Origin of the sequence: Microcoleus sp. B6-A1, from assembly GCF_036705085.1 — a bacterium.
GTDB lineage: Bacteria > Cyanobacteriota > Cyanobacteriia > Cyanobacteriales > Microcoleaceae > Microcoleus.
Genome location: NZ_JAUBTU010000086.1, coordinates 1 through 23,468, shown reverse-complemented (window position 1 = coordinate 23,468; position 23,468 = coordinate 1). Strand labels below are relative to the sequence as shown.

General features: G+C 46.1%; 23 protein-coding genes. 13 read left to right on the top strand and 10 right to left on the bottom strand.

Going from position 1 to position 23,468, the window contains the following annotated elements:
- Positions 1–256 precede the first annotated feature (256 nt).
- From QUB11_RS24915 to QUB11_RS24900, 4 genes are all read right to left on the bottom strand, one after another.
- A complete protein-coding gene (locus QUB11_RS24915; RefSeq protein ID WP_333391960.1) occupies positions 257–1,102 on the bottom strand; it encodes a DUF4241 domain-containing protein in 846 nt (281 codons plus the stop codon).
- 123 nt (positions 1,103–1,225) lie between these two features.
- The gene (locus QUB11_RS24910; RefSeq protein WP_333190926.1) at positions 1,226–1,351 is read right to left on the bottom strand and encodes a hypothetical protein; all 126 of its coding nucleotides are present in this window, start codon (positions 1,349–1,351) and stop codon (positions 1,226–1,228) included.
- 42 nt (positions 1,352–1,393) lie between these two features.
- Complete coding sequence (locus QUB11_RS24905; RefSeq protein ID WP_333391958.1) at positions 1,394–2,941, bottom strand: ATP-binding protein; 1,548 nt, start codon at positions 2,939–2,941, stop codon at positions 1,394–1,396.
- Between the two features lie 2 nt (positions 2,942–2,943).
- The gene (locus QUB11_RS24900) at positions 2,944–3,627 is read right to left on the bottom strand and encodes a response regulator transcription factor (RefSeq protein WP_333391956.1); all 684 of its coding nucleotides are present in this window, start codon (positions 3,625–3,627) and stop codon (positions 2,944–2,946) included.
- Positions 3,628–3,713: 86 nt separating this feature from the next.
- Between QUB11_RS24900 and QUB11_RS24895 the strand changes: the two genes are divergently transcribed.
- The gene (locus QUB11_RS24895; RefSeq protein ID WP_333257572.1) at positions 3,714–4,370 is read left to right on the top strand and encodes a hypothetical protein; all 657 of its coding nucleotides are present in this window, start codon (positions 3,714–3,716) and stop codon (positions 4,368–4,370) included.
- Positions 4,371–4,528: 158 nt separating this feature from the next.
- On the top strand, positions 4,529–5,644 hold the full coding sequence (locus QUB11_RS24890; RefSeq protein WP_333206460.1) for a M10 family metallopeptidase C-terminal domain-containing protein: 1,116 nt from the start codon (positions 4,529–4,531) through the stop codon (positions 5,642–5,644).
- 197 nt (positions 5,645–5,841) lie between these two features.
- On the opposite strand, the gene QUB11_RS24885 is transcribed toward QUB11_RS24890, so the two are convergent.
- On the bottom strand, positions 5,842–6,756 hold the full coding sequence (locus QUB11_RS24885; protein ID WP_333391954.1) for an alpha/beta fold hydrolase: 915 nt from the start codon (positions 6,754–6,756) through the stop codon (positions 5,842–5,844).
- 210 nt (positions 6,757–6,966) lie between these two features.
- Between QUB11_RS24885 and speB the strand changes: the two genes are divergently transcribed.
- From speB to modA, 3 genes are all read left to right on the top strand, one after another.
- Positions 6,967–7,896: an agmatinase gene (gene speB, locus QUB11_RS24880; protein WP_333391952.1), complete on the top strand. Its 930-nt coding sequence runs from the start codon at positions 6,967–6,969 to the stop codon at positions 7,894–7,896.
- A 133-nt stretch (positions 7,897–8,029) separates the two neighbouring features.
- Entirely contained in the window at positions 8,030–8,587 is a 558-nt protein-coding gene (locus tag QUB11_RS24875) for a thioredoxin family protein (protein ID WP_333056533.1), read from the top strand.
- A 179-nt stretch (positions 8,588–8,766) separates the two neighbouring features.
- Complete coding sequence (gene modA, locus QUB11_RS24870; RefSeq protein WP_333391950.1) at positions 8,767–9,591, top strand: molybdate ABC transporter substrate-binding protein; 825 nt, start codon at positions 8,767–8,769, stop codon at positions 9,589–9,591.
- On the opposite strand, the gene QUB11_RS24865 is transcribed toward modA, so the two are convergent.
- Positions 9,567–9,824: a hypothetical protein gene (locus QUB11_RS24865; RefSeq protein WP_333391948.1), complete on the bottom strand. Its 258-nt coding sequence runs from the start codon at positions 9,822–9,824 to the stop codon at positions 9,567–9,569. The genes modA and QUB11_RS24865 overlap by 25 nt on opposite strands.
- Positions 9,825–10,009: 185 nt before the next feature.
- On the opposite strand from QUB11_RS24865, the gene modB reads away from it, so the two are divergent.
- The 7 genes from modB (at position 10,010) to QUB11_RS24830 (ending at position 18,535) form a co-directional block, all read left to right on the top strand.
- Positions 10,010–11,827 carry a molybdate ABC transporter permease subunit gene (gene modB, locus QUB11_RS24860; RefSeq protein ID WP_333391946.1) on the top strand — a complete coding sequence of 606 codons (1,818 nt, stop codon included), beginning with the start codon at positions 10,010–10,012 and terminating at the stop codon, positions 11,825–11,827.
- A gap of 96 nt (positions 11,828–11,923) precedes the next feature.
- A complete protein-coding gene (gene msrB, locus QUB11_RS24855; RefSeq protein WP_333206473.1) occupies positions 11,924–12,322 on the top strand; it encodes a peptide-methionine (R)-S-oxide reductase MsrB in 399 nt (132 codons plus the stop codon).
- A 273-nt stretch (positions 12,323–12,595) separates the two neighbouring features.
- Positions 12,596–13,324 carry a UMP kinase gene (gene pyrH, locus QUB11_RS24850; RefSeq protein WP_333076369.1) on the top strand — a complete coding sequence of 243 codons (729 nt, stop codon included), beginning with the start codon at positions 12,596–12,598 and terminating at the stop codon, positions 13,322–13,324.
- Positions 13,311–13,859, top strand: coding sequence for a ribosome recycling factor (frr, locus tag QUB11_RS24845; RefSeq protein WP_333206474.1), 549 nt, complete (start codon positions 13,311–13,313; stop codon positions 13,857–13,859). The genes pyrH and frr overlap by 14 nt, the downstream gene beginning before the upstream one ends.
- 178 nt (positions 13,860–14,037) lie before the next feature.
- Positions 14,038–14,337: a hypothetical protein gene (locus tag QUB11_RS24840; RefSeq protein ID WP_333206476.1), complete on the top strand. Its 300-nt coding sequence runs from the start codon at positions 14,038–14,040 to the stop codon at positions 14,335–14,337.
- A gap of 375 nt (positions 14,338–14,712) precedes the next feature.
- A complete protein-coding gene (locus QUB11_RS24835; protein WP_333206477.1) occupies positions 14,713–15,165 on the top strand; it encodes an NADAR family protein in 453 nt (150 codons plus the stop codon).
- Between the two features lie 373 nt (positions 15,166–15,538).
- Positions 15,539–18,535: a GAF domain-containing protein gene (locus QUB11_RS24830; RefSeq protein ID WP_333206478.1), complete on the top strand. Its 2,997-nt coding sequence runs from the start codon at positions 15,539–15,541 to the stop codon at positions 18,533–18,535.
- A 147-nt stretch (positions 18,536–18,682) separates the two neighbouring features.
- Here the strand turns inward: QUB11_RS24830 and QUB11_RS24825 are convergent, their stop codons facing one another.
- The 4 genes from QUB11_RS24825 to QUB11_RS24810 all read right to left on the bottom strand — a co-directional run bounded on the left by QUB11_RS24825 (position 18,683) and on the right by QUB11_RS24810 (position 21,842).
- Positions 18,683–19,459: a pentapeptide repeat-containing protein gene (locus QUB11_RS24825; RefSeq protein ID WP_333206479.1), complete on the bottom strand. Its 777-nt coding sequence runs from the start codon at positions 19,457–19,459 to the stop codon at positions 18,683–18,685.
- A gap of 243 nt (positions 19,460–19,702) precedes the next feature.
- Entirely contained in the window at positions 19,703–20,596 is an 894-nt protein-coding gene (locus tag QUB11_RS24820) for a transposase (RefSeq protein WP_333206480.1), read from the bottom strand.
- Between the two features lie 83 nt (positions 20,597–20,679).
- Positions 20,680–21,027, bottom strand: a complete 348-nt coding sequence (locus tag QUB11_RS24815; RefSeq protein WP_333257577.1) for a transposase — start codon at positions 21,025–21,027, stop codon at positions 20,680–20,682.
- A gap of 170 nt (positions 21,028–21,197) precedes the next feature.
- Positions 21,198–21,842 carry a pentapeptide repeat-containing protein gene (locus QUB11_RS24810; RefSeq protein WP_333084313.1) on the bottom strand — a complete coding sequence of 215 codons (645 nt, stop codon included), beginning with the start codon at positions 21,840–21,842 and terminating at the stop codon, positions 21,198–21,200.
- 1,089 nt (positions 21,843–22,931) lie between these two features.
- Between QUB11_RS24810 and QUB11_RS24805 the strand changes: the two genes are divergently transcribed.
- Positions 22,932–23,369 (top strand): helix-turn-helix domain-containing protein, encoded by a 438-nt coding sequence (locus QUB11_RS24805; RefSeq protein WP_333206484.1) that lies wholly within the window; start codon positions 22,932–22,934, stop codon positions 23,367–23,369.
- Positions 23,370–23,468: the final 99 nt, after the last annotated feature.

The following is a 23,468-nucleotide window of genomic DNA, read 5'->3' as shown; positions in this document are numbered from 1 at the left end:
ATTTGTTGTCACAGGTTGAAGTGGATAAACCTCAGAATTAAGTGCGATCTTCAATACTGCATTGGCTTGCAACGGCTCATGGAACCAATATTCTCTGTACCACCTATCCTCTTCTATCGATTCTGAAATCATCATCATAGGACAGCCGGAAAATCGACCGCCCGGCTCTAAATTGACGATCCAGGGCTGGCGCCCCTGTCCTTCCAAAACCACTATGCAATCTGGGTTGCTGGGTTGTGATTTGAGGAAATCATCACTAAGCTGAACCCCAACTTGGGCGATGAACGCTGAGTCTTATAGCCATCTCAAGCCGCTCCAAGTCACGATGCTCTATGGATTTTTCTAGGAAGCTTGTAACTTCAATCTCGATATTTTCCGTGATGTGTTCAAGCAGTACCCGGAAATCAGTGACCAAACAAGCCAGTTCATCATCGGCTGTGAACCCCCAATAACTGGCATAGCTACCATCCCCGTATCCACTTCCAAATGCGATCGTATTGCCCCCAGTATCAGGGTCTAGGGTAAGATTGAAAGTGTGCATATCGGGGTCTAGGGTGAGATTGAAGCCACTCTGATCCACAATTTGCTGAGATGGGTAGGTTAATAGAGTTACCAGCTCCTGAGCTGCTAGCCAGTCATCCAATTGAATCCTTTGGTCAATGGCACGCTCGACTAGACACTGCAATTCTTCATCAGAACGTCGCTCAACTACCTGAGCATCGACAAAACATCCCAGTCCCGCATCAACACCATAGGCAAAAAACTGATTCCGTCTTAACTCGGCCAAATCCTCACCTCGACGCAGAGCCATCTCCCAACGGACAGGGGATTCAGAGCAAAACTTAACCATCGCACAGGCAGTGCGCCCACTGTCAACCACACTTAGCAACACAGGATAGCGCCCTGGTGGAACGGTTCTGCTAAACGGGTCAACGTCTTTGCACCACAGCCAACCGGGGTCGCAAGCAATAATACGCCCTGAAGGTAAAACTAAGTCACCCGCCTGAAAAACATCACTGGTTATGGGACTCTCTGTGAGCGATTCGTAGACTTGATTGGGATCGAATGCTGCGAGGAAGTTGGTATGAGTCTTTGGGGACATGAGGCGATCGCAGTTAGATAGAACTTTTTTACTACTCTAATATATGATTTGTGGTTCAATATCAAAGATTGCTTGGGTAAGCCATATCTATTTAACCGGACTTGATATGACTGGCATAAAATCTTAACCTGTATCGGATTGAGTGTCTGGTACCACTTGCAAAAGAATTACATTGCTGTGGCGATCGCGACTGAGCAAAAACTTAACTTCCCCAGTCGCACCGTTAACTTTAAAATCAGAATTAGCCAAAGTCTTAGCTAAGATAACTCGTCCTGCTTCACTGCTATAAGGTTAATCGCGATCGCCCACAGGTAAACTCAGTATAAACCCTGTTTGACCAAGTATGGCAGCATCTAGTTTGATATCGCCACCGTGGGCCCGTGCGATTTCCCTTGCTAAACTTAGCCCCAATCCCGATCCTTCGATTTTTTGGATCTGTGTGGAGTCGCCGCGATGGAAGCGCTCGAAAATACGATCGCGCTCCCTCAAAGAAATATCGTGAGAACTATTGACAATTTTCACAATTACTCTTTTTCCCTGACAGTTAGCCTGTAACCTGAGCCAACCCTTCGGTAAATTATATTTAATCGCATTACCAACCAGATTTTGCACAACCTGCACGAGCAAATCGCGATCGCCCTTGATATATAAATTAGGAGCAATTGCCATTTGCACATCTAAATGCGGTGCTAGCAGTTCCATATCTTCAGCAATTTCCGATAGCAAATCCGACATATTCACCTCAACCAAATGTAAACCCATACGTCCGGCATCGGCTAAAGAAAGTAAGAGAAGTTTACGAGTAATTTCACTCAAACGGCGCACTTCATCCAATAAATTACTCAGGGTTTGCTGCACCTCAGAACCCGATTCAACTTGATGCAAAGCCCGTTCTAGTTCCCCTTGCAAAATTGCCAGCGGAGTCTTTAATTCGTGGGCAGCATCTCCACTAAAACGAGAAGCTTGTTTAAAACTTCGTTCTAGACGTTCTAACATCTGATTGAACACAAAAATTAATTCTACAAACTCTATATCCGTTGAGCCGACAGGAACGCGCCGATCGAGTCCTTGTACGGTGACATTGCGAATTGCGATCGTGAGTCGCCCAATGGGATACAGAATACTCCGCGATATCACCCACGCTCCACCGGCCACGAGTAAAAGCACTACGGGAATAGCAATTAGGAAGATATTACCAATTGATGCCATTTCCCGATCGATCGCTTGTAAGTTAACAGCGATTGCTATTTGAGTCTGAGGAGAATGAATCGCGCCCACACGCCAAACGGCCGTGCTAGTACGCTGGGTTGCTAGTTTAGCGTTGAAAACTCGAGGAAAATCCGGTCGATCGAATTGAGGAGGTCGATCGCGCGGGGGTCTTCTTTCTCTCGGTGAAAATGAATCGGGCCCATCGGGATGTGGTCGATGAGGAGGTGGTGGATAGCGTGGAGGTGGTGGAGGGGGAGGTTCTAATTGAAAAGGTATTCTGGCAGGATCGGGAGGCGGTTGGGGCAGCGATCGCCATAGTGAATTGGCATCAATTCCATCTTGCCACTGCCTCGATCGGTAGAGTAAATTACCATCTCTGTCAGTCACCAACAAAGCCACGGTTGTTTCCCCATCATTCATGCCCAAAACTGATGGCAAAGAATCATTATAAACATCCCATTGGGTCGATTGGGGCCGGGTAGATTGGATTAACTGATTCTTGATTTCCGCATCAAGACGTTTGACCTTAGCATCGTAAATCAACCACCACGAAACAATACTAAAGCCAATTAGAGCAATACTTGCTAGAACAGCAGATGATAGAGCAATGCGAAAGCGAAAAGATTGCATTTTCACGAGGGAGAATCTGGTTGGCGAAACCGATAGCCAACGCCGCGCACGCTCTCAACCCATCCTGTACCGCCGATCGGTTCAATTTTCTTGCGAATGCGTTGAATACAGACATCTACCACATTCGTATTCGGATTAAAATCATAACCCCAGATGTGTTCGAGGATTTGTGTGCGGGTGAGTACCCTACCGGGCGATCGCATTAGATATTCCAACAGATTAAACTCGCGGCTTGTAAGTTCTACCGCATGGCGATCGCAAGTAACTTCTCGCAAAATGCGATCGAGCTTAACTGGGCCAACGCTCAGAATATTTTGGCCACCGCCTGAAGCACGGCGCACCACAGCATAAATCCGAGCCACTAACTCCTCAACAAAAAACGGTTTAGCCAAATAGTCATCCGCACCGAGATGTAACCCTTCAATGCGATCGTCCAGTTCATTGCGAGCAGTTAATAAAATCACAGGTACGTTACGTCCAGCCTTTCGCAGATGTTTGAGAATAGATAATCCATCTTTTCCAGGCAAAACAATATCCAGGACGATCGCATCGTACTCATTATCCATCGCCCGCCCATAGCCATCATTGCCATTATCGCAATAATCCACAACAAAGCCTTGTTCTTTCAAGCCCATACAAACAAAATTGGCGATTTTTTCTTCATCTTCAACGTAGAGAACATTCATAGATTTACCTATTCGGTTGCGATTATACCGCCATCAGGGATTTACTTAAATTACAAAACTGTAATCCATCCGCAGTGTTCCCAGTCATGTTTGGGGAGTTTAATTTAGCTGTCAACATTTTGGGATTGGCGATGGTAACTATCATGAAAATTGCTTCACTACTCGCATTACCTGCTACAGCTTTGCTGCTGGGGTTTAGCAGCTTGACTTTTCCCGATCGGACTACAGCTAGTTCTAACTCATATATTGCACCATTTTCAAGAACGGGCAAGATGCCCGTTTCAGAAGAAAATTTACTCTTTGTGGAACAGGCATCTTGCCTGTTGCCCTCAAGAACGGGCAAGATACCGGTTCCACAAGAAAATTTACTCTTTGTGGAACAGGCATCTTGCCTGTTGCTGACAGAGGTGAAATATCTCAGTTCTAATACTGTACTAGCCCAGAGCCAGCCCGAACCGAATCAAGAGCGCAGACATCCGCCCCGTATAGATTTTGCCGCTGCTGCCAAACAATTAGGAGTCACCGAAGCCGAGTTAATCGAAGCATTGGGGCTACCCGCCAAACCGCCGGAACCGCCAAGCGAAAATAATCGCCCGCCCAGCCCACCGCCCCCTCCTCGTTTAGATATTCCCGGTGCAGCGAAAAAGTTGGGAGTCACCGAAGCAGAGTTGATTAAAATTCTGGGCATTCCACCGCGTCCACCCGGCGATCGTAATTTACCTCAAAATTCGGAAAAACGCTAATTTCTCCACATTACAAAACTGTAATCCTAGGACAGGGATAAATGTCATATTCAACCAACTTAATGATTGTAGAGACTAAATCACAGGCCGATTGAGAATTCATTTCTTTAGCCTGACAACTGATTCAAACTTAGAAAACTAATCCAGGTAATTACATCATGCCAGCACTATTTCCTAATCCAATCAATGCACCGGGCAATCCTCCCCAAAATCAAGGCGCACCGGGCAACCCTCCTCCCCAAAATCAAGGCGCACCGGGCAATCCTCCTCCCCAAAATCAAGGCGCACCGGGCAACCAACCTCCCCAAAATCAAGGCACAGCCGGCAACCAACCTCCCCAAAATCAAGGCGCACCGGGCAATCCTCCTCCTCAAAACCAAGGCGCACCGGGCAATCCTCCTCCCCAAAATCAAGGCGCACCGGGCAATCCTCCTCCCCAAAATCAAGGCGCACAACTTACGACTTCTGCTTTACCTCCCCAAAACCAAACTCCACCCCCTCCGCCAGCTAACAGTATTAGCACCACAGCAGGAAACGACAATATTACCGGAGATAGTTTAGATAACTTCATCCTCGGCAGTAGCGGCACAGATAGCATCATTGGAGGATTAGGCACGGATACAATTAGCTATCTTTCCCTGAGCAGCGGCATTAGCCTTGAGGCTAAAGGTTTTGTAGATAAAGGCGCAGCAGGAACAGATACCCTGCAAAATATAGAACAAATAATTGCTCCTTTAGGACAGATTAATACCATCGATGCTTCTACAGGTAGCGGCACAGCTTCTATTAATGTGGATTTGTCGCAGAATCGTTTGGCGGTTAATAATCTACCCGGTATCGGCACTCTGAATTTTACGGTAGAGAATTTCGTTAACGTCACAGGAACTCCGAATGTAGATGTCCTTACCGGAAACATCCAAAACAATTCTTTAGTAGGAGGAGATGGTAACGATACACTCTCTGGTTTGCGTGGCAATGATACGCTAATTGGAGTAAACCCCTTGAGTGCTACACCGGGAAGCAATGAAACCGATGTGCTGATTGGGGGTCAGGGTAGAGATATTTTTGTTCTCGGTGATGCCACTAAGAGCTACTATCAGGGAACAGGAGTTGCACTAATTCAGGATTTCCAACAAGGAATCGATCGCATTCAGTTAAGTGGCAGCCTTTCCAACTACAATATTGTTGGTAACTCCATCAATTTGGCTGGTACATCTGACCAAATTGCTGTAATTCAAGGCGGCTTTACTCCAGATAGTTTCATATTCGTGTAATATCAATTCCGCTAGCATCGGAATAGTAAAATCCCGTCAACAGTCAACAATCACCGATGTTGCAACCGGAATTGATATAAATCATCTGCGTTAATCTGTGTTTATCTGCCATCATCTGCGGTAAAAAAAAGAGAATGTGTTAACCGCAGATGACAACGGATTGACGCTGATTCACGCAGATGAAAGGAGCAAAAGCACTAATTTTCGGTAAATGCCGATCGCCCTTTAATCCAATCGAGTAAAATAGGATTGACCAGTTCCGGCGCTTCATCCTGGGGACAATGGCCCACTCCCTCCAAAGGAATAAACTTTTCCACAGCCGGAAACTTTGCCAATTCTCGCCCCAATGCGATCGGCTCCCAAGGGTCATCCGTACCCCACAAAATCAAAGCCGGACAGCTTAAACGAGGCAACAAATCCTCCGGTAGCGGGCCTTGAGAATAACTGATAAATGCCACAAATACTTCGACTGCGCCGCTGTCTTTAGCAGGTTCCAGCAGCATATTTACCAGTTCGTCGCTGACAGCTTCAGGACGGCGATAAGCTTGCAAAAGCACTTTTTTTACTGTTTTTGGCGTTGCTAATTGTTTAAAAAATAGTTGACTGATCCACTTGACATTTAAAACTTTTTGTGCAATAGGGGCCCCAAAACTGCGATACCAAGGCAATTCGGCGCGTTTGCGATCGTGCAGCAACCGCAGGGAACAATTGAGTAAAATTACGCCCTCAGCAATATCGGGAAAATCAACAGCCGCTTGCATAATTGCCACACAGCCGATCGAATTTCCCACCAAAAAAGCCGGCCCGCCCGCAACTTCCCGACAAAAATCAGCAATTAGCTGTCCCCAAGTTTCAAAAGTATAGTCAATCTCAAGCTTGGGCGCGGGCTTAGCAGAACCGCCAAAACCGATGAGGTCGATCGCATAACAGCGGCAATCAGCAGCCAGCGCCGGCAAATTCTTGCGCCAGTGGCCCCAAGACGCACCAAAACCGTGGACAAACACCACCGCAGGCCCCTGGGAACCCGCAGCCTGGTAGCAAATCGGAAAGCCTTTCCACAGCCAAGTTTGAGGCGAAATAAGTGTTGACAAAGCGGGAGTAGAAGATGTCATACGATTTTAGATTTTAGATTTTAGATTTTAGATTGGGCATGGGGCATAGGGCATAGGGCATGGGGCATAGGGCATGGGGCATAGGGCATTGTCAACACTGCCAACTGCCAACTGCCAACTGCCAACTGCCAACTGACTACTTTGCAGTTAGAGCCGATATTATGTCACGATTAAACCTGCTGACTTCTTTGCTGTATTAAAATTTCCCTTATGCCAACGATCGTTTCCACTGCTGTCGTACCGTTTCTGGGGTCAGAAATTGTACCAGACTACGACACCGCCAAAGTAGTAATCTTGCCAATTCCCTACGAAGCTACCACCACTTACCGCCGGGGGTGCGAAAACGGGCCCGCCAAACTTCTAGAAGCTTCTCATCAACTCGAGTGCTACGACGAAGAATTGGATGCCGAAGTTTGCTACGATGTCGGAATTTATACAAAAGAGCCGATCGCCGATACCCGCAACAGACAACCAGTTTCATCCTCAGAAATGCTGCAAGTCACCCAAGCAGCAGTCTACCAGCTAGTCACCGAAAATAAATTTGTGATCTCCCTCGGAGGCGAACACAGCATCACTGCTGGCGTTGTCGAAGGTTATCGCCAAGCATACCCGGATGAACCTTTCACAGTCGTGCAAATCGACGCCCACGGCGACTTGCGGCACGAATACGAAGGCTCGATTCACAACCACGCCTGCGTGATGCGACGTATTGTCGATATGGGCTTACCGACACTGCAAATCGGGATTCGCGCTATCTGCAAGGAAGAAGCCGACTTGATTAAAGCAAAACAGCTAAACGTGATTCGAGCTAGGGAAATCGCTACTCAACCGGATTGGGCCGATCGCGCAATTGCCAGCATAACAACTAAGCGAGTATTTTTGACGATCGACTTAGACGGCATCGATCCGACTTTAATTCCAGGGGTGGGAACACCGGAACCGGGCGGGTTAAATTGGTATTCCCTCACCGGATTTTTGCGCCGCGTCTTCGAGTCCTACGAAGTAATCGGGTGTGACATTATGGAATTAGCACCTATTGTAGATTCTGTAGTCTCAGAATTTACCGCCGCCAAATTAGCATACAAACTTATTGGATACCAAGCTCTAGCTCAAGGTTGGCTAAAGCCAGACGAGGAATAAATCGCGAAGTACGCATCACAATAGGCTGTTGGCAAGGCTAGAATTAAGGTAAAGCCAAACAACAGCCAATTTTATTCGTGCTGACAGTTTCATCTTTCATGCTGGCAAATACTGCTCTTCACCTCCTGAAAACATGAGTTTACTAATGGATACAACGGGTACTCCCATTAACGGCTACGCTCCCGATTTTGAACTGCCGGGAGTTGACGACGAAGTTCACCATTTAGCTCGATATTTAGAAAAATTTCGGGCGATCGCGGTGATATTTATGTGCAATCATTGCCCTTACGTGCAGTTGTATCTCAATCGTATGAAAGAACTTCAAGCAGATTTTCAAGATCGAGATGTTACTTTAATCGGGATTAATGCTAATGATGCAAACCAGTATCCCGACGACAGTTTTGAGAATATGAAAATTTTTGCCACCAACAATCAACTCAACTTCCCGTATATCCGAGATGTTGCTCAAGATGTGGCTGAAAGTTTTGGGGCTTCTAAAACCCCGGAGGTTTTTTTGTTAGACCAAGACGGCAAACTGCGCTATAAAGGTTTAATTGACGACAACGCTGACGATCCGGCGGCGGTGCAGGTTTCTTATCTGCGGAGTGCGATCGACCAATTGCTCAACAGTCAACCCGTTGAGCCTTCAACTACAGAGGCAATAGGCTGTTCCGTCAAATGGCGATCGTAGGCAGATTTAAAATTAACGTTCCCGCACTAATTATTAACTGGTTCCTTGGCTGTGCCTGGGAACCTATCTCCAGAGGCTCTGCCTCGTCAAAGACTGGATGAAAATTGGAGGTACAGCCTCCGAATCTGCTTTACTAGGCAGAGCCTGGTAAGGAGTAAAAAGATTCAAAACAATTGTCTGTGAACTTAAAAAGTAGACGTATTCCCAACTTAATTTTCGCAGTCGCCTTCCTGCTAGCACTGCTGATTAGTTGGAACTTATTTAAGAACTTTTCCTCAGTCGATACGTTGCAGCGCACCTCCTTAAACGTATCCGCTGCTATCAGTCTCTCGAAAGCTTTAGGGGAAATCAAAACTGTTTATCAAAGCAGTAATCCGAATTTTACTATTACTTATAATTTTGGTGCTTCCGGTGCTCTAGAACAGCAAATTCAGCAGGGAGCACCGATAGATGTATTTTTCAGCGCCGCCACCAACCCAATGGATGCTTTGCAGCAATCTAACCTGCTAATTAACGACACGCGCCGCAATTTGCTGACAAATCGCCTGGTTTTGATTACTCCCAAAAACGGTGTTGCTTTGAGCGATTTCAAACAGTTGACAGATGCCAGAATCAAGAAAATTGCGATCGGCGAACCGAAAAGCGTACCTGTGGGCCAATACGCTCAGGAAATGCTAAATAAACTTGGATTGTGGGGGCAAATACAGCCAAAATTAGTGCTAGGAAATAACGTCCGCCAAGTGCTGACATTCGTCGAAAGCGGTAACGTTGATGCTGGTATAGTTTATGCGACTGACGCCACAGCCTCCGACAAAGTAACTGTGTGGCTAACGGCTGCCGAAAATTTGCATTCGCCCATTGTTTATCCGCTAGCAGTTATCAGAAACAGCCGCAATCAGGCTGATGCTAAAGCGTTTGTTGACTTTTTGGGGGGCGATCGGGCTAAAATAGTATTTCAGAAATACGGATTTGGGATGGCTCACCAATTAGTCTCATACAACTGAGATGTTGCACCATTCTCAATTACTTGTTTAGCAACAGGCTTTCCGACCTGTTCCACAAGAAAATTCACTCTTTGTGGAACAGGCCGGAAAGCCTGTTCTTGAGAATGGTGCAAGATGTGAGATACAACCAAATTTTGTAGGGCGGGTTCACCAACAATATCTAATTCCCGCCAACAATCTATATAAACCCGCCCCCACACAACAGATAAGCTTGTGTATTCAAAGAGATACATTGCGATTTGCCGCCCAAGTGGGGGCGGGTTTACGAAATTATTGGTATTAGCCAAAAATTGTTGGTAAAACCCGCCCCTACGAGCGAATCCCCAAATTATACATTTTGATTTATCTGTGTGTGGGGGGGTTTAGGAAATTATTTGTTTGAGGCAATTATTGTTAGTGAAACCCGTCCCTACGATTTATGGAATTTGATATTTCTCCGCTCTGGATCTCTCTAAAATCCTCCGCTATTGCGACATTTATCACCTTTTTCATGGGAATAGCCGCCGCCCGGTGGATGCTTTCAACTCGCATCAGAGGTAAAGCTTTGATTGAAGGGATTTTAATTTCTCCGTTAGTTTTGCCGCCGACAGTAGTGGGATTTTTGCTGCTGCTGCTGTTTGGGAGAAATGGGGCGATCGGTCAATTCTTGCTACAATTCGACTTAACTATAATTTTCACTTGGCAAGCCGCCGCCATTACTGCCACAGTTGTATCATTTCCCCTGATGTACAAAACTGCTTTGGGAGCTTTTGAGCAAATTGATGTGAATCTTCTCCATGCAGCCCGCACTTTGGGAGCATCGGAGTGGCAAGTCTTTTGGCGCATTATGTTGCCGCTAGCATGGCCGGGAATTTTAGCAGGAACTATTCTCGCATTTGCTCGCGCTTTGGGTGAATTCGGCGCGACGTTGATGTTAGCGGGGAATATTCCCGGACAAACTCAAACTATCCCGATGGCAATTTATTTTGCTGTGGAAGCTGGGGATATGAGGCAAGCTGCTATTTGGGTTTTGATTATTCTGAGTATTTCTTTGAGCGTGCTAACTGCTGTTAATTTTTGGACTGATTTACAAAAGATATCGCCCAAACCGAATTCGAGTTATAGATTGCAATCAAATATTCCTAAAGTCGCGTCTAGTTTTACCACAAAATCCCAACAACAACCGAAAAACGGACTTTGTTTAGGCATTTTTAAACCTCTCTCCGGCTTTGCCTTGGATGTCGGCTTCGATATCGGCCCGGAAGTGCTGGGAATTTTGGGCGCGTCGGGTTCGGGAAAAAGCATGACTCTGCGCTGCATCGCTGGTTTGGAAACTCCAATGAGCGGTAAAATTGCAGTCAATGGCAGGGTTTTATTTGACTCCGCACAGGGCATTAATGTAGCTTCTAAAGACCGCCGCATCGGTTTTTTGTTTCAAAACTATGCTTTATTTCCTCACCTGAGTGTTGCTCAAAATATTGCGTTTGGCTTGCAGCATTTATCTGAAAGCGAGCAAAAACTTCGGGTAAAAGAACAGCTAATTTCGGTGCAAATGTCGGGACTGGAAAACCGCTACCCGCACGAACTTTCGGGCGGCCAACAGCAGCGGGTGGCTTTGGTAAGGGCGATCGCCCCTTCACCCGATTTGCTGCTGTTAGACGAACCGTTTTCTGCTTTGGATACTCACTTACGCAGTCAACTGGAACGCGAGTTAATGCAGACTCTGGCTAATTATCGGGGAATTACTTTGTTTGTCAGCCACAATTTAGAGGAAGTTTACCGGGTGTGCAAAAATCTGTTGGTGTTGGCTGAGGGAAAGCCGATCGCCTTTGATACAAAACAGAACATTTTCGATCGCCCGCGCAACTTCACCGTCGCCCAGTTGACGGGATGCAAGAACTTCTCTGCCGCTAAACCGATCTCCGTAACACTCGTGGAGGCGATCGACTGGGGCTGTACTCTGACTGTAGTCGAACCAATTCCCAAATCTCTAGTTTCTGTGGGAATTCGGGCTCATCAACTGAGTTTTGTTAGCGGGTGCGATCGTGAAAATACTTTTGCTTGTTGGATCGCCTCGACTGTGGAAACTCCGCACCGGGTGACATTATATCTCAAATTGCACTCGCCTCCCAATGATTCCCAAGATTATCACTTGCAAGCCGAAGTTTTCAAGGAAAAGTGGAGGGCTATTAAGGATAATCCTTTTCCCTGGTATGTTCATTTCGAGCCAATTAGGTTAATATTAATGGAAGCCTGAGTGAACTAGCAATATAGCGTTAACCGTCAACTCTCAACAGTTAACCGTCAACCGTCTACACTCAACAGCTAAATACATCTTAACCACAATCAAATCATGACTGAAAAAGTTCAAAAAACCGACGCAGAATGGCAACAACAACTCACGCCGGAACAGTTTAAAGTCGCCCGAAAAAAGGGAACGGAAAGAGCTTTTAGCGGCGAGTATCACGACAACAAAAAACCCGGAATTTATAATTGCATTTGCTGCGGTACGGAGCTATTTAAATCAGAAACCAAGTACGATTCCGGTACCGGTTGGCCGAGTTTCTACGCTCCAGTTAGCGAAGAAAATGTCAAGTGTGAGTCCGATAACACCTTGTTCATGCGCCGAACAGAGGTACTGTGCGCTGTTTGCGACGCTCATCTCGGTCACGTATTTAACGACGGGCCCAAACCTACCGGTCAGCGTTACTGCATGAATTCTGCTGCTCTTAATTTCGTTCCCAAGGATTGATTCTTTTAGGGGCTAGCTAGAAGCCCAAGCCCTACTCCCCACAAAAAATAAATCCGGTTGTGGAACAGGCATCTTGCCTGTTCACCTAGCATTCACTGAGAAAAAATAAATCCGGTTGTGGAACAGGCATCTTGCCTGTTCACCTAGCAGCCCACGCCACAAACAAATTCTCTTGCAGCACAATCAGGATGTTGTTCCGGGCAATTGATGTTCAAAATGCACCCATACTGCTATCTTATGGTGGAGGCAAAAAGAGTAAAAAATAGTGGCGACATGGGGATGGTATATCAGCGAGTTTTGCTGAAGCTCAGCGGTGAAGCGCTGATGGGCAGCTTGGGCTACGGCATCGATCCGATAGTGGTTCAGTCGATCGCCCAGGAAGTGGCCAAAGTCGTGTCCCAAGGCATTCAAATCGCGATTGTTGTCGGTGGTGGCAACATTTTTCGCGGGGTGAAAGCTGCTTCGGCAGGGATGGATCGGGCAACGGCTGATTATGTGGGCATGATTGCTACGGTGATGAATGCTATCACTTTGCAGGATGCCCTTGAACAAGCAGGAGTGCCAACGAGGGTGCAATCGGCGATCGCCATGCAAGAAGTAGCTGAACCCTACATCCGGCGGCGGGCGATTCGCCACCTCGAAAAAAAACGAGTAGTGATTTTTGGTGCCGGTTCTGGCAACCCTTTTTTTACTACTGATACTACAGCCGCTTTGCGGGCGGCTGAAATTGATGCAGAGGTGATTTTTAAAGCTACTAAGGTAGATGGGGTGTACGATTCCGACCCCCACCTCAACCCCAACGCGCGCAGGTATCAAACCCTCACCTATGCCCACGTCTTGAATCAAGATTTGCGGGTGATGGACAGTACGGCGATCGCCCTTTGCAAAGAAAATAATATTCCTATTATGGTATTTGACCTCTCGGTGTCGGGCAACATCTACCGAGCTGTAATGGGAGAATCTATTGGAACTCTTGTCGGAGGTTTTTGTGAAGTTAGCTGAAGCAGAAGATCATATGCAAAAGGCAGTTGAGGCTACTCAACGGTCTTTTAATACTATTCGGACGGGACGCGCCAACGCCTCTCTCCTCGATCGAGTCATGGTAGACTACTACGGTTCTCCAACTCCGATCAAATCCCTTGCCAACATCGGCACGCCGGATGCGACTACGATCAACATTCAACCGTTCGATCGCACAGCACTCACCTCGATCGAAAAAGCAATTTCCCTGTCGGATGTAGGACTCGTGCCCAACAACGACGGTTCAGTTATTCGCTTGAACATTCCGCCGCTGACGAGCGACAGACGCCAAGAATTTGTCAAAATGGCCAGTAAGTTTGCTGAAGAAGGTAAAGTTGCAATTCGCAATATCCGCCGCGATGCCGTTGACTCGATTCGCAAGCAGGAAAAAAGCAGCGATATCTCTAAAGATGAATCCCGCGACTTGCAAGATAAAATTCAAAAGCTGACGGACAAGTACATTGCCAAAATAGAAGAAGTTCTGGCAGCGAAAGAGAAAGATATCACAACTGTTTAGGGAATGGGAAATTGGGCATGGGGAATAGGAATAGTTGTGAGATTGCCGAGATGCGGCCGCTAACAACGTGCAGACGATGGATGAGTTGTGAGTTGTGAGTTAAAAACTCAAGATTTAACACTCATTAACTTACCAATTCCTCCTGTCCCATGACCAATCACCCATTACCAGTTGTCCGGTGAAGGAATTCGTCCTGCCATTGTTAGCGGATTTAAGGCTGCTGAGGCGATCGATCGAGCTCTTGGAGATGCCGACGACGCCTCGGCAGCCGTACACTCAATCGATCGCCCAAGAATGCAACACTGATATGCTTTGGGCTAGTCGCTGGGCCAGAGCCTTCTATCAGTTTACAGGATCTGCTTACAGAGCGGGCGTCAAATTGCCGATGACTACTCAGTTGATGAGCAAAATTTTGTGTGGCGAACCGCGTTATGCCGATATCGCTAACCGCGCTTTTCAAAAGCTCATGCCGTTATAGAATGAAGGAAGAGGGAATAATACATATTCTTAAATCCCCATTACTTATTCTTGAACTCAAATTCTTACTCGTTAACTTAAAAATAGGAATTACGCACTATTCCTCAGAAAGCCAGTTGATTCCTAGATTTTTCGTTCCCCAACCCGATTAATTCCAAGAAACTCGGTTCAAAAGCGTAAATGCTATTTTAAATTAAATAAAGTCGATGCGAGGTTTTTTTATACAAGCCCCGCGCTGCTCATAGAATCAATCTCAAATACTATTGGAGGCAAAAAGCGGTTTGAAACGTTACTAAGAGCGCGGTAAAGCGCTTTAGGACCAGCCTGAATAATTACATTCTACCTAAATCCTGTAAAATATAAAATCTCAAATCGAATGATAATTTATTTTTATAAAGTAGAGGAGCCTTATGGCTGCTTTTCTAATTTTTCACTACACGACATTTCTCTGCACGGTCAATATTGGTTGACGGTGGAACATTACTATCAAGCCCAAAAATTTGTCAGCACCGATCAAAGATTAGTGGCGGCGATTCAAGCCGTAGCAACTCCTCAAGAAGCCGCTAAATTAGGTCGCGATCCCAACCACCGGATTCGCGCTGATTGGGAAGCCGTGAAAATTCCCATTATGCGCGAAGCAGTTTTAACTAAGTTTCTCACTCATACAGACATTCAAGCTATTCTTCTTGCCACAGGGGATCGATTGATTGTCGAGGATTCGCCAACGGATTACTACTGGGGATGTGGCTGCGACCGAACCGGTCAAAATCATTTGGGTAAAATTCTGATGAGCGTGCGCCAAGAAATTAGTCAGGGCCAGGGGCGCTGATATAAACTCAAATTCTTTCGTTAATTATCATTATTATATGAAGTTATACAACAAATGTCAAGTTATCCTAACAATAAATAATTCTCCTACTGAGATTTTAAGATTGCGAGAAATTTATAAGAGCATTAAAATAATAATTATTATTTGCTTAAGTCGCTCTGCCTGTTGAAGGCAAGGATTAAACTGGCGCGATCGCAGATTTGACTTGCCCCAGCCCACCGGAGGCGATACACCGTCGTCTCTGACAAGTGCGCGACGGATTAATTGTACAGATCGGTTGAGTCAAAAACTCAGGGTGAGGCATTTGAGTTTGAACGATCCCACAGCACATCAAAACTTCTTATTATCATTGTATAAGTACAAAAGGAGATTTATGCAACTCAGAGAAAATACGCAAGAATTACATTATAAACTAGACAGAGAAGTTTTGATACGGCGGATAACAGAACGCATTCGCCAATCTCTAGAATTAGAAGATATTTTAACCAGTACGGTAGCAGAAGTGCGGTCTTTTTTGAAAACAGATCGCATTATGATTTACAGGTTTAGTACCGACGGCAGTGGAGAAGTTGTTGCTGAGTCAATTAATAACAACCATCTCCCTTCCTTGAAAGGACTGCACTTTCCAGCAGACGACATTCCCGCCAGCGCCAGGGAGATGTATCTCACTTTGCGCCAGCGGACAATAATAGATGTTAACTCCGGGACGATCGTCCTGAGTCCCCTCGATGCAGCAGACACCGGTCAACCCTTAATAAAAGAGGAGATGCACTACCGATCGCTCGATCCTTGCCACACCGCTTACCTGATGGCAATGGGAGTGCAATCTTCCTTAGTCGTGCCGATTGTCCACCGCCGGATCGTCTCGGAAAACAGCAAAACAGATATCTGCCAGGCCGCGACGTGTCTGACTCGATACGAGCCAGGAAATAATCAAAAAATTCACATCGAACTGTGGGGACTTTTAGTGTCTCACCACTGTGCGCCCCTCAATATTTCACCAGCAGATTTAGAAGTAGTTCAGCTCGTATCAGATCAATTGTCTAGCGCTATAGCCCACGCGCTCCTCCTCCAGCAAACCCGCTCTCAAGCCGCCCGCGAAGCTACCGTGAGCCGCATAGCAGCCCTGTTGTATGGTCACGTCAACATTCAACTGCAACAGGGTTTAGAAGCCACCGTCACCGCTTTGGGTGGCAGCGGTGGCAGACTCTATCTCAACCAGCCGAAAATCAACGGTGAAAAGTTATCCCCTCCCAAGATTGAAGGAGGATTGCCAATTGCCCCGGCCCACAGTGATGCTACCTTTGAACTGTTCACCACAGGAGAACAACCGACACTTCCCAACTGGGAAAAAGTTAAGGCGATCGAAGCTCATCCCCTCTGGCAGGAATGGCTAACCAAAGGATTCAAAAATACCGAAGAATTTCCAATTTTTACTAATTCGCAATTCCCAGTTTCGATAATTACAGACTTATACAAAGAACCTCTATTTAGAGTTTTAGTTCCCGCTTTCCAAGCTACTAAAATTAGGGGTTTGCTGGTAATTCCCCTCCAGTACAAACAACAAGTAGTCGGCTGTTTGACCATTTTTCGCAATGCAATTGATACCGAAAAAATGTGGGCGGGGCGCTTTGACAGCAGCGCTGCACAAACCCTTCCCAGACAATCCTTTGAAACCTGGCGAGAAATAAAAAAAGGTCAGTCGCCAGAGTGGAAGTGGGAGGAGATCGAGCAAGCTTTAGCTATAGGCAGCCAATTTTGTTCGGCAATTGGGCAGTACGTTCTTTATAAAGAAGTGCAAACTCTGAATGCCAACTTGGAGCGCCAAGTTCAAGAACGCACCGCCCAATTGCAAAAATCCTTGGACTTTGCCAAAGTATTGACGCGAGTTAGAGACCAGATTCGCAGCACCTTAGATTTAAAAATCATACTGCAAACTATTGTGCGAGAAGTCAGAGTTTTGTTGGATACCGATCGCACGGTAATCTACCAATTTGCGGCAGACAAACAGGGCGAGGTAGTTGTCGAAGCTGTTTGCGGCCAGTGGCGGTCAATTTTAGGTATCAAATCTCCAGAAGGATGCTTTCCCGAAGGCTCAGACTGCTTTTATCGAGCCGGAGGGGTGGGAGCAATTAATGATATTTATACTCATGATTTAACACCCTGTCACCGCGAATTTTTGGAAGAGTTGCAGGTGAGAGGAAGTTTAATTGTGCCAATGAAAGGCAAAGATTCCCAATTGTGGGGGTTGCTGATTGCCCATGAGTGTTCGGGACCGAGAGTTTGGCACACAGCAGAACAGGAATTGGTGCAACATTTAGCGGCTCAAGCTGCGATCGCCATTCACCAAGCAGAACTTTATCAAGAAAGTCTCAATGCAGCAACTGCCGATCGATTAAAAGCCGAACAGCTAGCTAAAACCCTCACAGAATTGCACAATACCCAAGCCCAACTGATTCAAACCGAAAAAATGTCCAGTCTCGGACAACTTCTGGCCGGAGTCGCCCACGAAATCAATAACCCCGTTAACTTTATCTACGGCAATCTGTCCCACGCCAGCGAATACACCAAAGATTTACTCTGCTTGGTGGAACTCTACCGCCAGCACTACCCCAATCCCAACCCAGAAATTAGCGAGTGTTCCGAAGCAATCGACATCGAATTTCTTGCCGAAGATTTGCCAAAAATTTTGGGTTCCATGACAGTCGGAGTTGAGCGCATCCGCCAGTTAGTTGTATCTTTGCGTAATTTTTCCAGGAGCGATCAAGCCGAGAAAAAAGCCGTTGACATTCACGAGGGCATCGACAGTACCCTGTTAATTTTGCAGCACCGGATCAAAGCCAATTCTGAGCACAAAACCGTAGAAATTATTAAAGAATACGCCAATTTGCCCTTAGTAGAATGCTATGCCAGCTCGCTCAATCAGGTATTTATGAATCTGATCGGTAATTCCCTTGACGCCCTAGAAATGGGAAAAAAAGAGCGAGTTATGAATCTTCCCTTTAAAGCGACAAGTGCAGCGGCGACGCATTTAAGCTCCCAAATACGGCCTATCGAGTCAGGAGATATAAAGGCAACCACCGAGTGTTTGATTCCTGATTTCCCATCCCCTTGCATTCGGATTCGCACTGAATTAATCGATGAAAAAACGGTAGGAATTTGCATTGCCGACAATGGTCACGGCATCCCCAAAGAGTTAATCTCTCACATATTTAATCCGTTTTTTACTACTAAACCCGTAGGTCGGGGCACGGGTTTAGGATTGTCTATCAGTTACCAAATTGTAGTTGAGAAACACCAAGGCGTACTTAAATGTGTTTCTGTACCCGGTCATGGTACAGAGTTCTGGATCGAGATTCCGCTGAATTAGGCAACCGTCAATCGATTTTAGATTTTAGATTTTAGATTTTAGAGGCGACCCCACGAATAAATGCGGGGGCTGGAGGATTTTCGATTTTCGATTTTGGATTGATTCCACGGATAAATCACGTGGCGGGTAGCATCAAGAAATTCTTGGTCAAGGCAAGATTAGCTTCACCAGAACAGAACCGATCGAACCGAGAAGACTCATAAAGTCGCCGCGGCTGGAAGTGCGGGGCTCCGTAGGCTTTTGGCGCGCCACAATGGCTTCGCCTAACTGCTTTGACAACTCCTCACCTTGGGGATTTCCTTGATCTGCAAAGAGTTTGTTTGCTATTGCAGCATCTTGAGCCGCACCGGCGAACTCTCCCAAGTCAGCGCGAGACATACTGCGCGCAAAATAAACGGCTGCTAAATCCGATTTCAGATTCAGGGCTTGATTGTAATAATCAATGGCGTTTCTGTAGTTTCCTGCTTGAGCTTCCAGCACTCCCAACCGGTAGAAGTCTTCAGCGGTGCCGATATTGGTTGGCATTCCTCTAACTCCGAGCAGTTGCGCGTTAGTTAAATTGGCGTTGAGCAAATTGGCGTCGCTGAGATAGGCACTTCTCAAGTCAGCACCGCTGAGGTTGGCACCGGTGAGGTTCGCCCCCGTCAGGTTGACGCCAAACAGGCTGGTGCCGCTGAGGTTGGCACCGCTGAGGTCAGCCCCGGTGAGGTTGGCTCGACTGAGGTTAGCCAATCTCAAGTCAGCACCTTTGAGATTGGCTCCGGTTAGGTTGGCTAAAACCAAGCCAGCACTGCTGAGGTCGCAGTTGGGGCACTGTCGGGTGGCTAGTAATTGTTGCGTGTGTTGGATGTTCTCGGCGGCGGCAGGAGCGATCGGGGCGATCGCGCTCAGCAGCGTTGCAGCAGCGAGGATTCTGAGTTTCATTTTAACCGTCCCAAATCCAAAATATTAAATCTAAAATAGCTTTTATCCAAGCAATTGAAAATCACCATAACACAAGTTCACCCAACAAATCTTTTGACTTGCCTTATGTAGGAGTTCTGTGCGCCATCAGCACCCTACATTGAAGTTCTCGGCCTTACCTGAGTTTCAAATAAAGATTTCGCTGCCAATAAATTAGGGTATTGACCCTCCCCTGGCTAAAGCCGATGGGATTCTAAGAGGATGTTACGAAACGGGATAAATCCGCGCTTCTTCACATTTTCTCTCTAGTTTCAGAAGATTAATCCTTCTTGGGGCAGTCAATGACCCCCTAGACACTCCGGCAAAGCCATTGTGCTTACTTTTTCTTCCGATATTTGCTGAACCATTCAAGTCACTGTTAACCAGATGTTCCTCTTTTGTCCGATACAATCCTCGCTTAATTCGTTTACCAGAGAACTGGTAATTCTTAGGATTGTCGGCATTGTAAACAGGTACTTCATCACCATCGATAGCACTTGCCTTGCTGGTATACGACTCTTCCTGTTCGGTGTAAACCAATCCGTATCGCTCACACAGCGCTCTCAACTTAGAACGCAAAGAATGAAACGGGATTTGTACAAAGTTCTGGTTGTTGCACTTTCCGATGTTGATTTCCTGTTTGATTCCAGGATTATAACCAACAATCAGTTGTGCAATCTGGTTATCAATGCAGTGGTTGACTATAAACCGTGCTGCCTTGTTCAGGTAATCTCTCACCTGATTATTGCGCCTTGCCACCAGCTTTACTTGCTGGTTGGTAATACCTTTAATTCCCTGCTTATCCTTGATGGATTGCAGACAAGCATTGCGTTTGTTGTACCACTGGTTAATCGATTTAATTGGTTTGCCATCCACAAGGAAGGATGCCCCATTGGTATCAACACAAGCAGCAAGGTTGTCTACTCCCAAATCAATGCTAATCGCACTACTGGGATTGACTTCTACGGGTTCTGGTTCTACTTCGTTGATAAATTCAACCTCGAAGTATCGACCGTTGTATTTGGGGTGAATGCGAATCTCTTTGAGGGATTCGTAGTCAATGCGGTCGGGAAAGTTGAGCCAGACTTCCCCAAACTGTTTCTTGAACTGATTGGACATGGGTATCCGAAACTTGCCGTCTTTGATGACCAGTCTCGGTACTTTTGTCTTGTCCTTACGGGTAGACCACCCGCAAGGGATTATCAGCAAGAAGTAGCCGTCTTTTGGCAAGTAGTGAGGAAGCTTAACTCGCTGTTGGTAGCTTCCTCACTACTTGCACTAATCAATCCGTAGAAGCTTTTGAATGTTCGGTCTACTACCTTGAGTGTCTGTTGAGCAATATCAGTGTTCAGCAACTGGTAGTTCTCGTTAACCTTACACTGGTGGTAGTTGGACTCGTAGCGCAGGTGCTTGCGTTCCTCAAAGAAGTATTGTCGAACTGTGTAAAGCCCAAGGTTGTAGAGGTTCTTACTCAGTCGGCACAATTCCTTGAGAGCCAAAAACTCGGACTTATTGAGTTCTCGCACTTGGTTCTTCTGGGCCAGGTACATAACCATCTTTTCGCTACTGTGATAAGTATACAGCGAAATGGCAGGATGAATCCTGCCTATCCGTTTTCCTCCCTGGTCTAAAGACGCAGGGTTTCCAACGAGGATTGTCTATGAAAACCTCATTACCCTTTAGCCGCTGTTCTCGGCAACCATAAAAATTAACAAATAAATTAGTCGTGAATCGTGCCGTCGGGCATCGTTGTACCCTTAAGATATACTCCGCTCAGATTAACTTTTGTAAGGTTGGCTCCCAACAGGTTTGCTCCGCTTAAGTCTGACGCACTTAAAATCGCTTCAGTCAAGTCTGCCCTAATTAGACTCGCCCCCATTAAGTCAGCTCCGCTAAGGTCTACTTTGCTCAAGTTCGCGCCAATTAAATCGCATTCTGTGAGCACCGCCCTACGCAAGTTTACTCCGTAAAGATTTACTCCGTGCAAGTCTGCACGGCTGAGTGTTGCGCGAGATATGTTGGCTCCAATTAAAGTTGCTTGGATCAGAGAAGCTCCGCTCAAGTCTGCTTTGCTGAGATTTGCTCCCATCAACTCAGCTCGATTCAGGTTAGCTTCAAGTAAAAGTGCTTCTGTGAGGTCGGCTCCACCTAAGTCTGCTTTGCTCAAATTAATCTTGCACAAATTGGCTTTGCCAAAGTTGACTCTGTTAAGTTTGGCTTTGCTGAGATTGGCTCCAATCAGGTCGGCTTCATACAGGTTGGCTCCAATCAATTCTGCTTCGTAGAGGTAGACCTCGTGCAGGTAGACCCCGCTAAAATTTCTTTCTCCTATTGCGTATAGCTTGAGCAGTTCGTCAACGTTCATTGTGGCTTCTCTACACCTTTTAAATGAAGAATACTGTCAGCCAACTGGTTGCACCGGATGTTCTGCTATTTTAGATTCTGAAATATTCACACCCAGCCTGAAACTTCCCTCAATCTGCAAGCTTTGAGTATAAATTAGATCGTTTGGTGAGGGTGAAGGACAAAGCTGCATTCTCTTTTCCCTTTGGTTAAAAATTTATCTTTAAAAATTTTAACAACAAGTTCGATCGCACTTCCTAACTAAATCCCAAAGATTCTACGTGGAAACTCCGATCCAACCCATAACTTTTTATGGGTAGTTGAGCTTACTGAGTAGCAATGTGACCAGGATCACAAAAAAATGCTAGTAGGATCACATAGGAACTCCGCTTTCGATCACAGCAGGCGGGCAAAAATAGCCGATACTTATACTGTAATGCTGAGAAATTGACAATGCCACCCTCGTCGTGTTTTACTCAATTGGCGATAAAGCCAGTAGTTTCACGGATACTTGCCCGCTTGCTGTGAAAGTCGGTTGCAACGTCACTCGGCGCTACCCGCTCCGGGTAATGAGAGTGCTGATGTATCAATATTTCTCGCACAGCGAAAGCCAGAAATGCACTTCGGGGACTAGGGGAATGTCTGTATAAAAATGCGATCGCTGGTGTACAGACATTCGCCTGTTTGCTAGCACCTAATGACTAAAAAGCGCCCATACGTTCGCACAAATTACCAAGAGATACCAGGAAAACCATGATAGATGTTTAACAATAAAAGAATAAATGGTATTCCTTAAGAGTCACCTATTGCCGCTAATCTTAGAGTCGATCGGTTAACGGCTATCAGTATTAGCAATGACGCTTGTCCATCAAATACAAAACTGACCCAGAAACCGGGTGTTTTACCCAAAAAAATCGTTGCAACCTTGCTCTAGGTTAAAATAATCAGGTTTCTGAGCATCTGAGTGCATCCAGGAAGGAAAAAGTTGAATGAGAACGATCGCTTTTGTATTGCTTCAGGGCAAACAAAAGGTCAGCATTTAGGATAGGAGCAGCTTTTGCTCCCTTGTCAAACAAAGGTATTGTAGAACGCGAATCGTGAGGTAATTGATATGGCTGGAGTATGTAAACTTAGCATCACAGAGACAAGTGAAGAACTAAAAAACCTGTTAACTGAACAAAAAACGGCAAGCGGCTTTCAAAAAATTCAAGCACTTTACCTGTTCAAAATTTGTCATGTTAAGACAGTTAAAGAATTGGCAATGACCATCGGGGTAAATCGAATTACAGTGCAGCGGTGGCTCAGAAAGTACCGAGCTGACGGACTCGAAGGACTCCTCGAAACAAAGCACAGCGGCGGCCGTAAGCCGGCCATTCCTCCTGTGGCCCGCGCTAGTTTGGCAATGCGCCTCAGCGACCCCCAGGAAGGCTTTAAAAGCTATGGAGAGATTCAAGAGTGGTTGCAGCAGGAATACAGCATTGAGGCTTCCTATAAAGCGGTTTATGCAACAGTCAGATATCACCTAAAAGCCAAGCTGACGAAAGTCTAGACTGTTCATACACGTCGAATTAAGGAGCGCGAATTAAATAACTTACAATTTTAATTGTTATTGTGGGATGGGCGTCCCGCCCGTCCTTTTTGGACGGGC

Bases quoted from the DNA above. Each gene is read 5' to 3' on its own strand.
- QUB11_RS24885 (WP_333391954.1), bottom strand. From the start codon at position 6,756: ATGACATCTTCTACTCCCGCTTTGTCAACACTTATTTCGCCTCAAACT.
- QUB11_RS24875 (WP_333056533.1), top strand. From the start codon at position 8,030: ATGAGTTTACTAATGGATACAACGGGTACTCCCATTAACGGCTACGCT.
- QUB11_RS24865 (WP_333391948.1), bottom strand. From the start codon at position 9,824: ATGTATCTCTTTGAATACACAAGCTTATCTGTTGTGTGGGGGCGGGTT.
- msrB (WP_333206473.1), top strand. From the start codon at position 11,924: ATGACTGAAAAAGTTCAAAAAACCGACGCAGAATGGCAACAACAACTC.
- speB (WP_333391952.1), top strand. From the start codon at position 6,967: ATGCCAACGATCGTTTCCACTGCTGTCGTACCGTTTCTGGGGTCAGAA.
- QUB11_RS24805 (WP_333206484.1), top strand. From the start codon at position 22,932: ATGGCTGGAGTATGTAAACTTAGCATCACAGAGACAAGTGAAGAACTA.
- QUB11_RS24825 (WP_333206479.1), bottom strand. From the start codon at position 19,459: ATGAAACTCAGAATCCTCGCTGCTGCAACGCTGCTGAGCGCGATCGCC.
- QUB11_RS24890 (WP_333206460.1), top strand. From the start codon at position 4,529: ATGCCAGCACTATTTCCTAATCCAATCAATGCACCGGGCAATCCTCCC.
- QUB11_RS24835 (WP_333206477.1), top strand. From the start codon at position 14,713: ATGATAATTTATTTTTATAAAGTAGAGGAGCCTTATGGCTGCTTTTCT.
- QUB11_RS24820 (WP_333206480.1), bottom strand. From the start codon at position 20,596: ATGTCCAATCAGTTCAAGAAACAGTTTGGGGAAGTCTGGCTCAACTTT.
- modB (WP_333391946.1), top strand. From the start codon at position 10,010: ATGGAATTTGATATTTCTCCGCTCTGGATCTCTCTAAAATCCTCCGCT.
- QUB11_RS24895 (WP_333257572.1), top strand. From the start codon at position 3,714: ATGTTTGGGGAGTTTAATTTAGCTGTCAACATTTTGGGATTGGCGATG.
- QUB11_RS24815 (WP_333257577.1), bottom strand. From the start codon at position 21,027: ATGTACCTGGCCCAGAAGAACCAAGTGCGAGAACTCAATAAGTCCGAG.
- QUB11_RS24905 (WP_333391958.1), bottom strand. From the start codon at position 2,941: ATGCAATCTTTTCGCTTTCGCATTGCTCTATCATCTGCTGTTCTAGCA.
- QUB11_RS24900 (WP_333391956.1), bottom strand. From the start codon at position 3,627: ATGAATGTTCTCTACGTTGAAGATGAAGAAAAAATCGCCAATTTTGTT.
- pyrH (WP_333076369.1), top strand. From the start codon at position 12,596: ATGGGGATGGTATATCAGCGAGTTTTGCTGAAGCTCAGCGGTGAAGCG.
- QUB11_RS24830 (WP_333206478.1), top strand. From the start codon at position 15,539: ATGCAACTCAGAGAAAATACGCAAGAATTACATTATAAACTAGACAGA.
- QUB11_RS24915 (WP_333391960.1), bottom strand. From the start codon at position 1,102: ATGTCCCCAAAGACTCATACCAACTTCCTCGCAGCATTCGATCCCAAT.
- QUB11_RS24810 (WP_333084313.1), bottom strand. From the start codon at position 21,842: ATGAACGTTGACGAACTGCTCAAGCTATACGCAATAGGAGAAAGAAAT.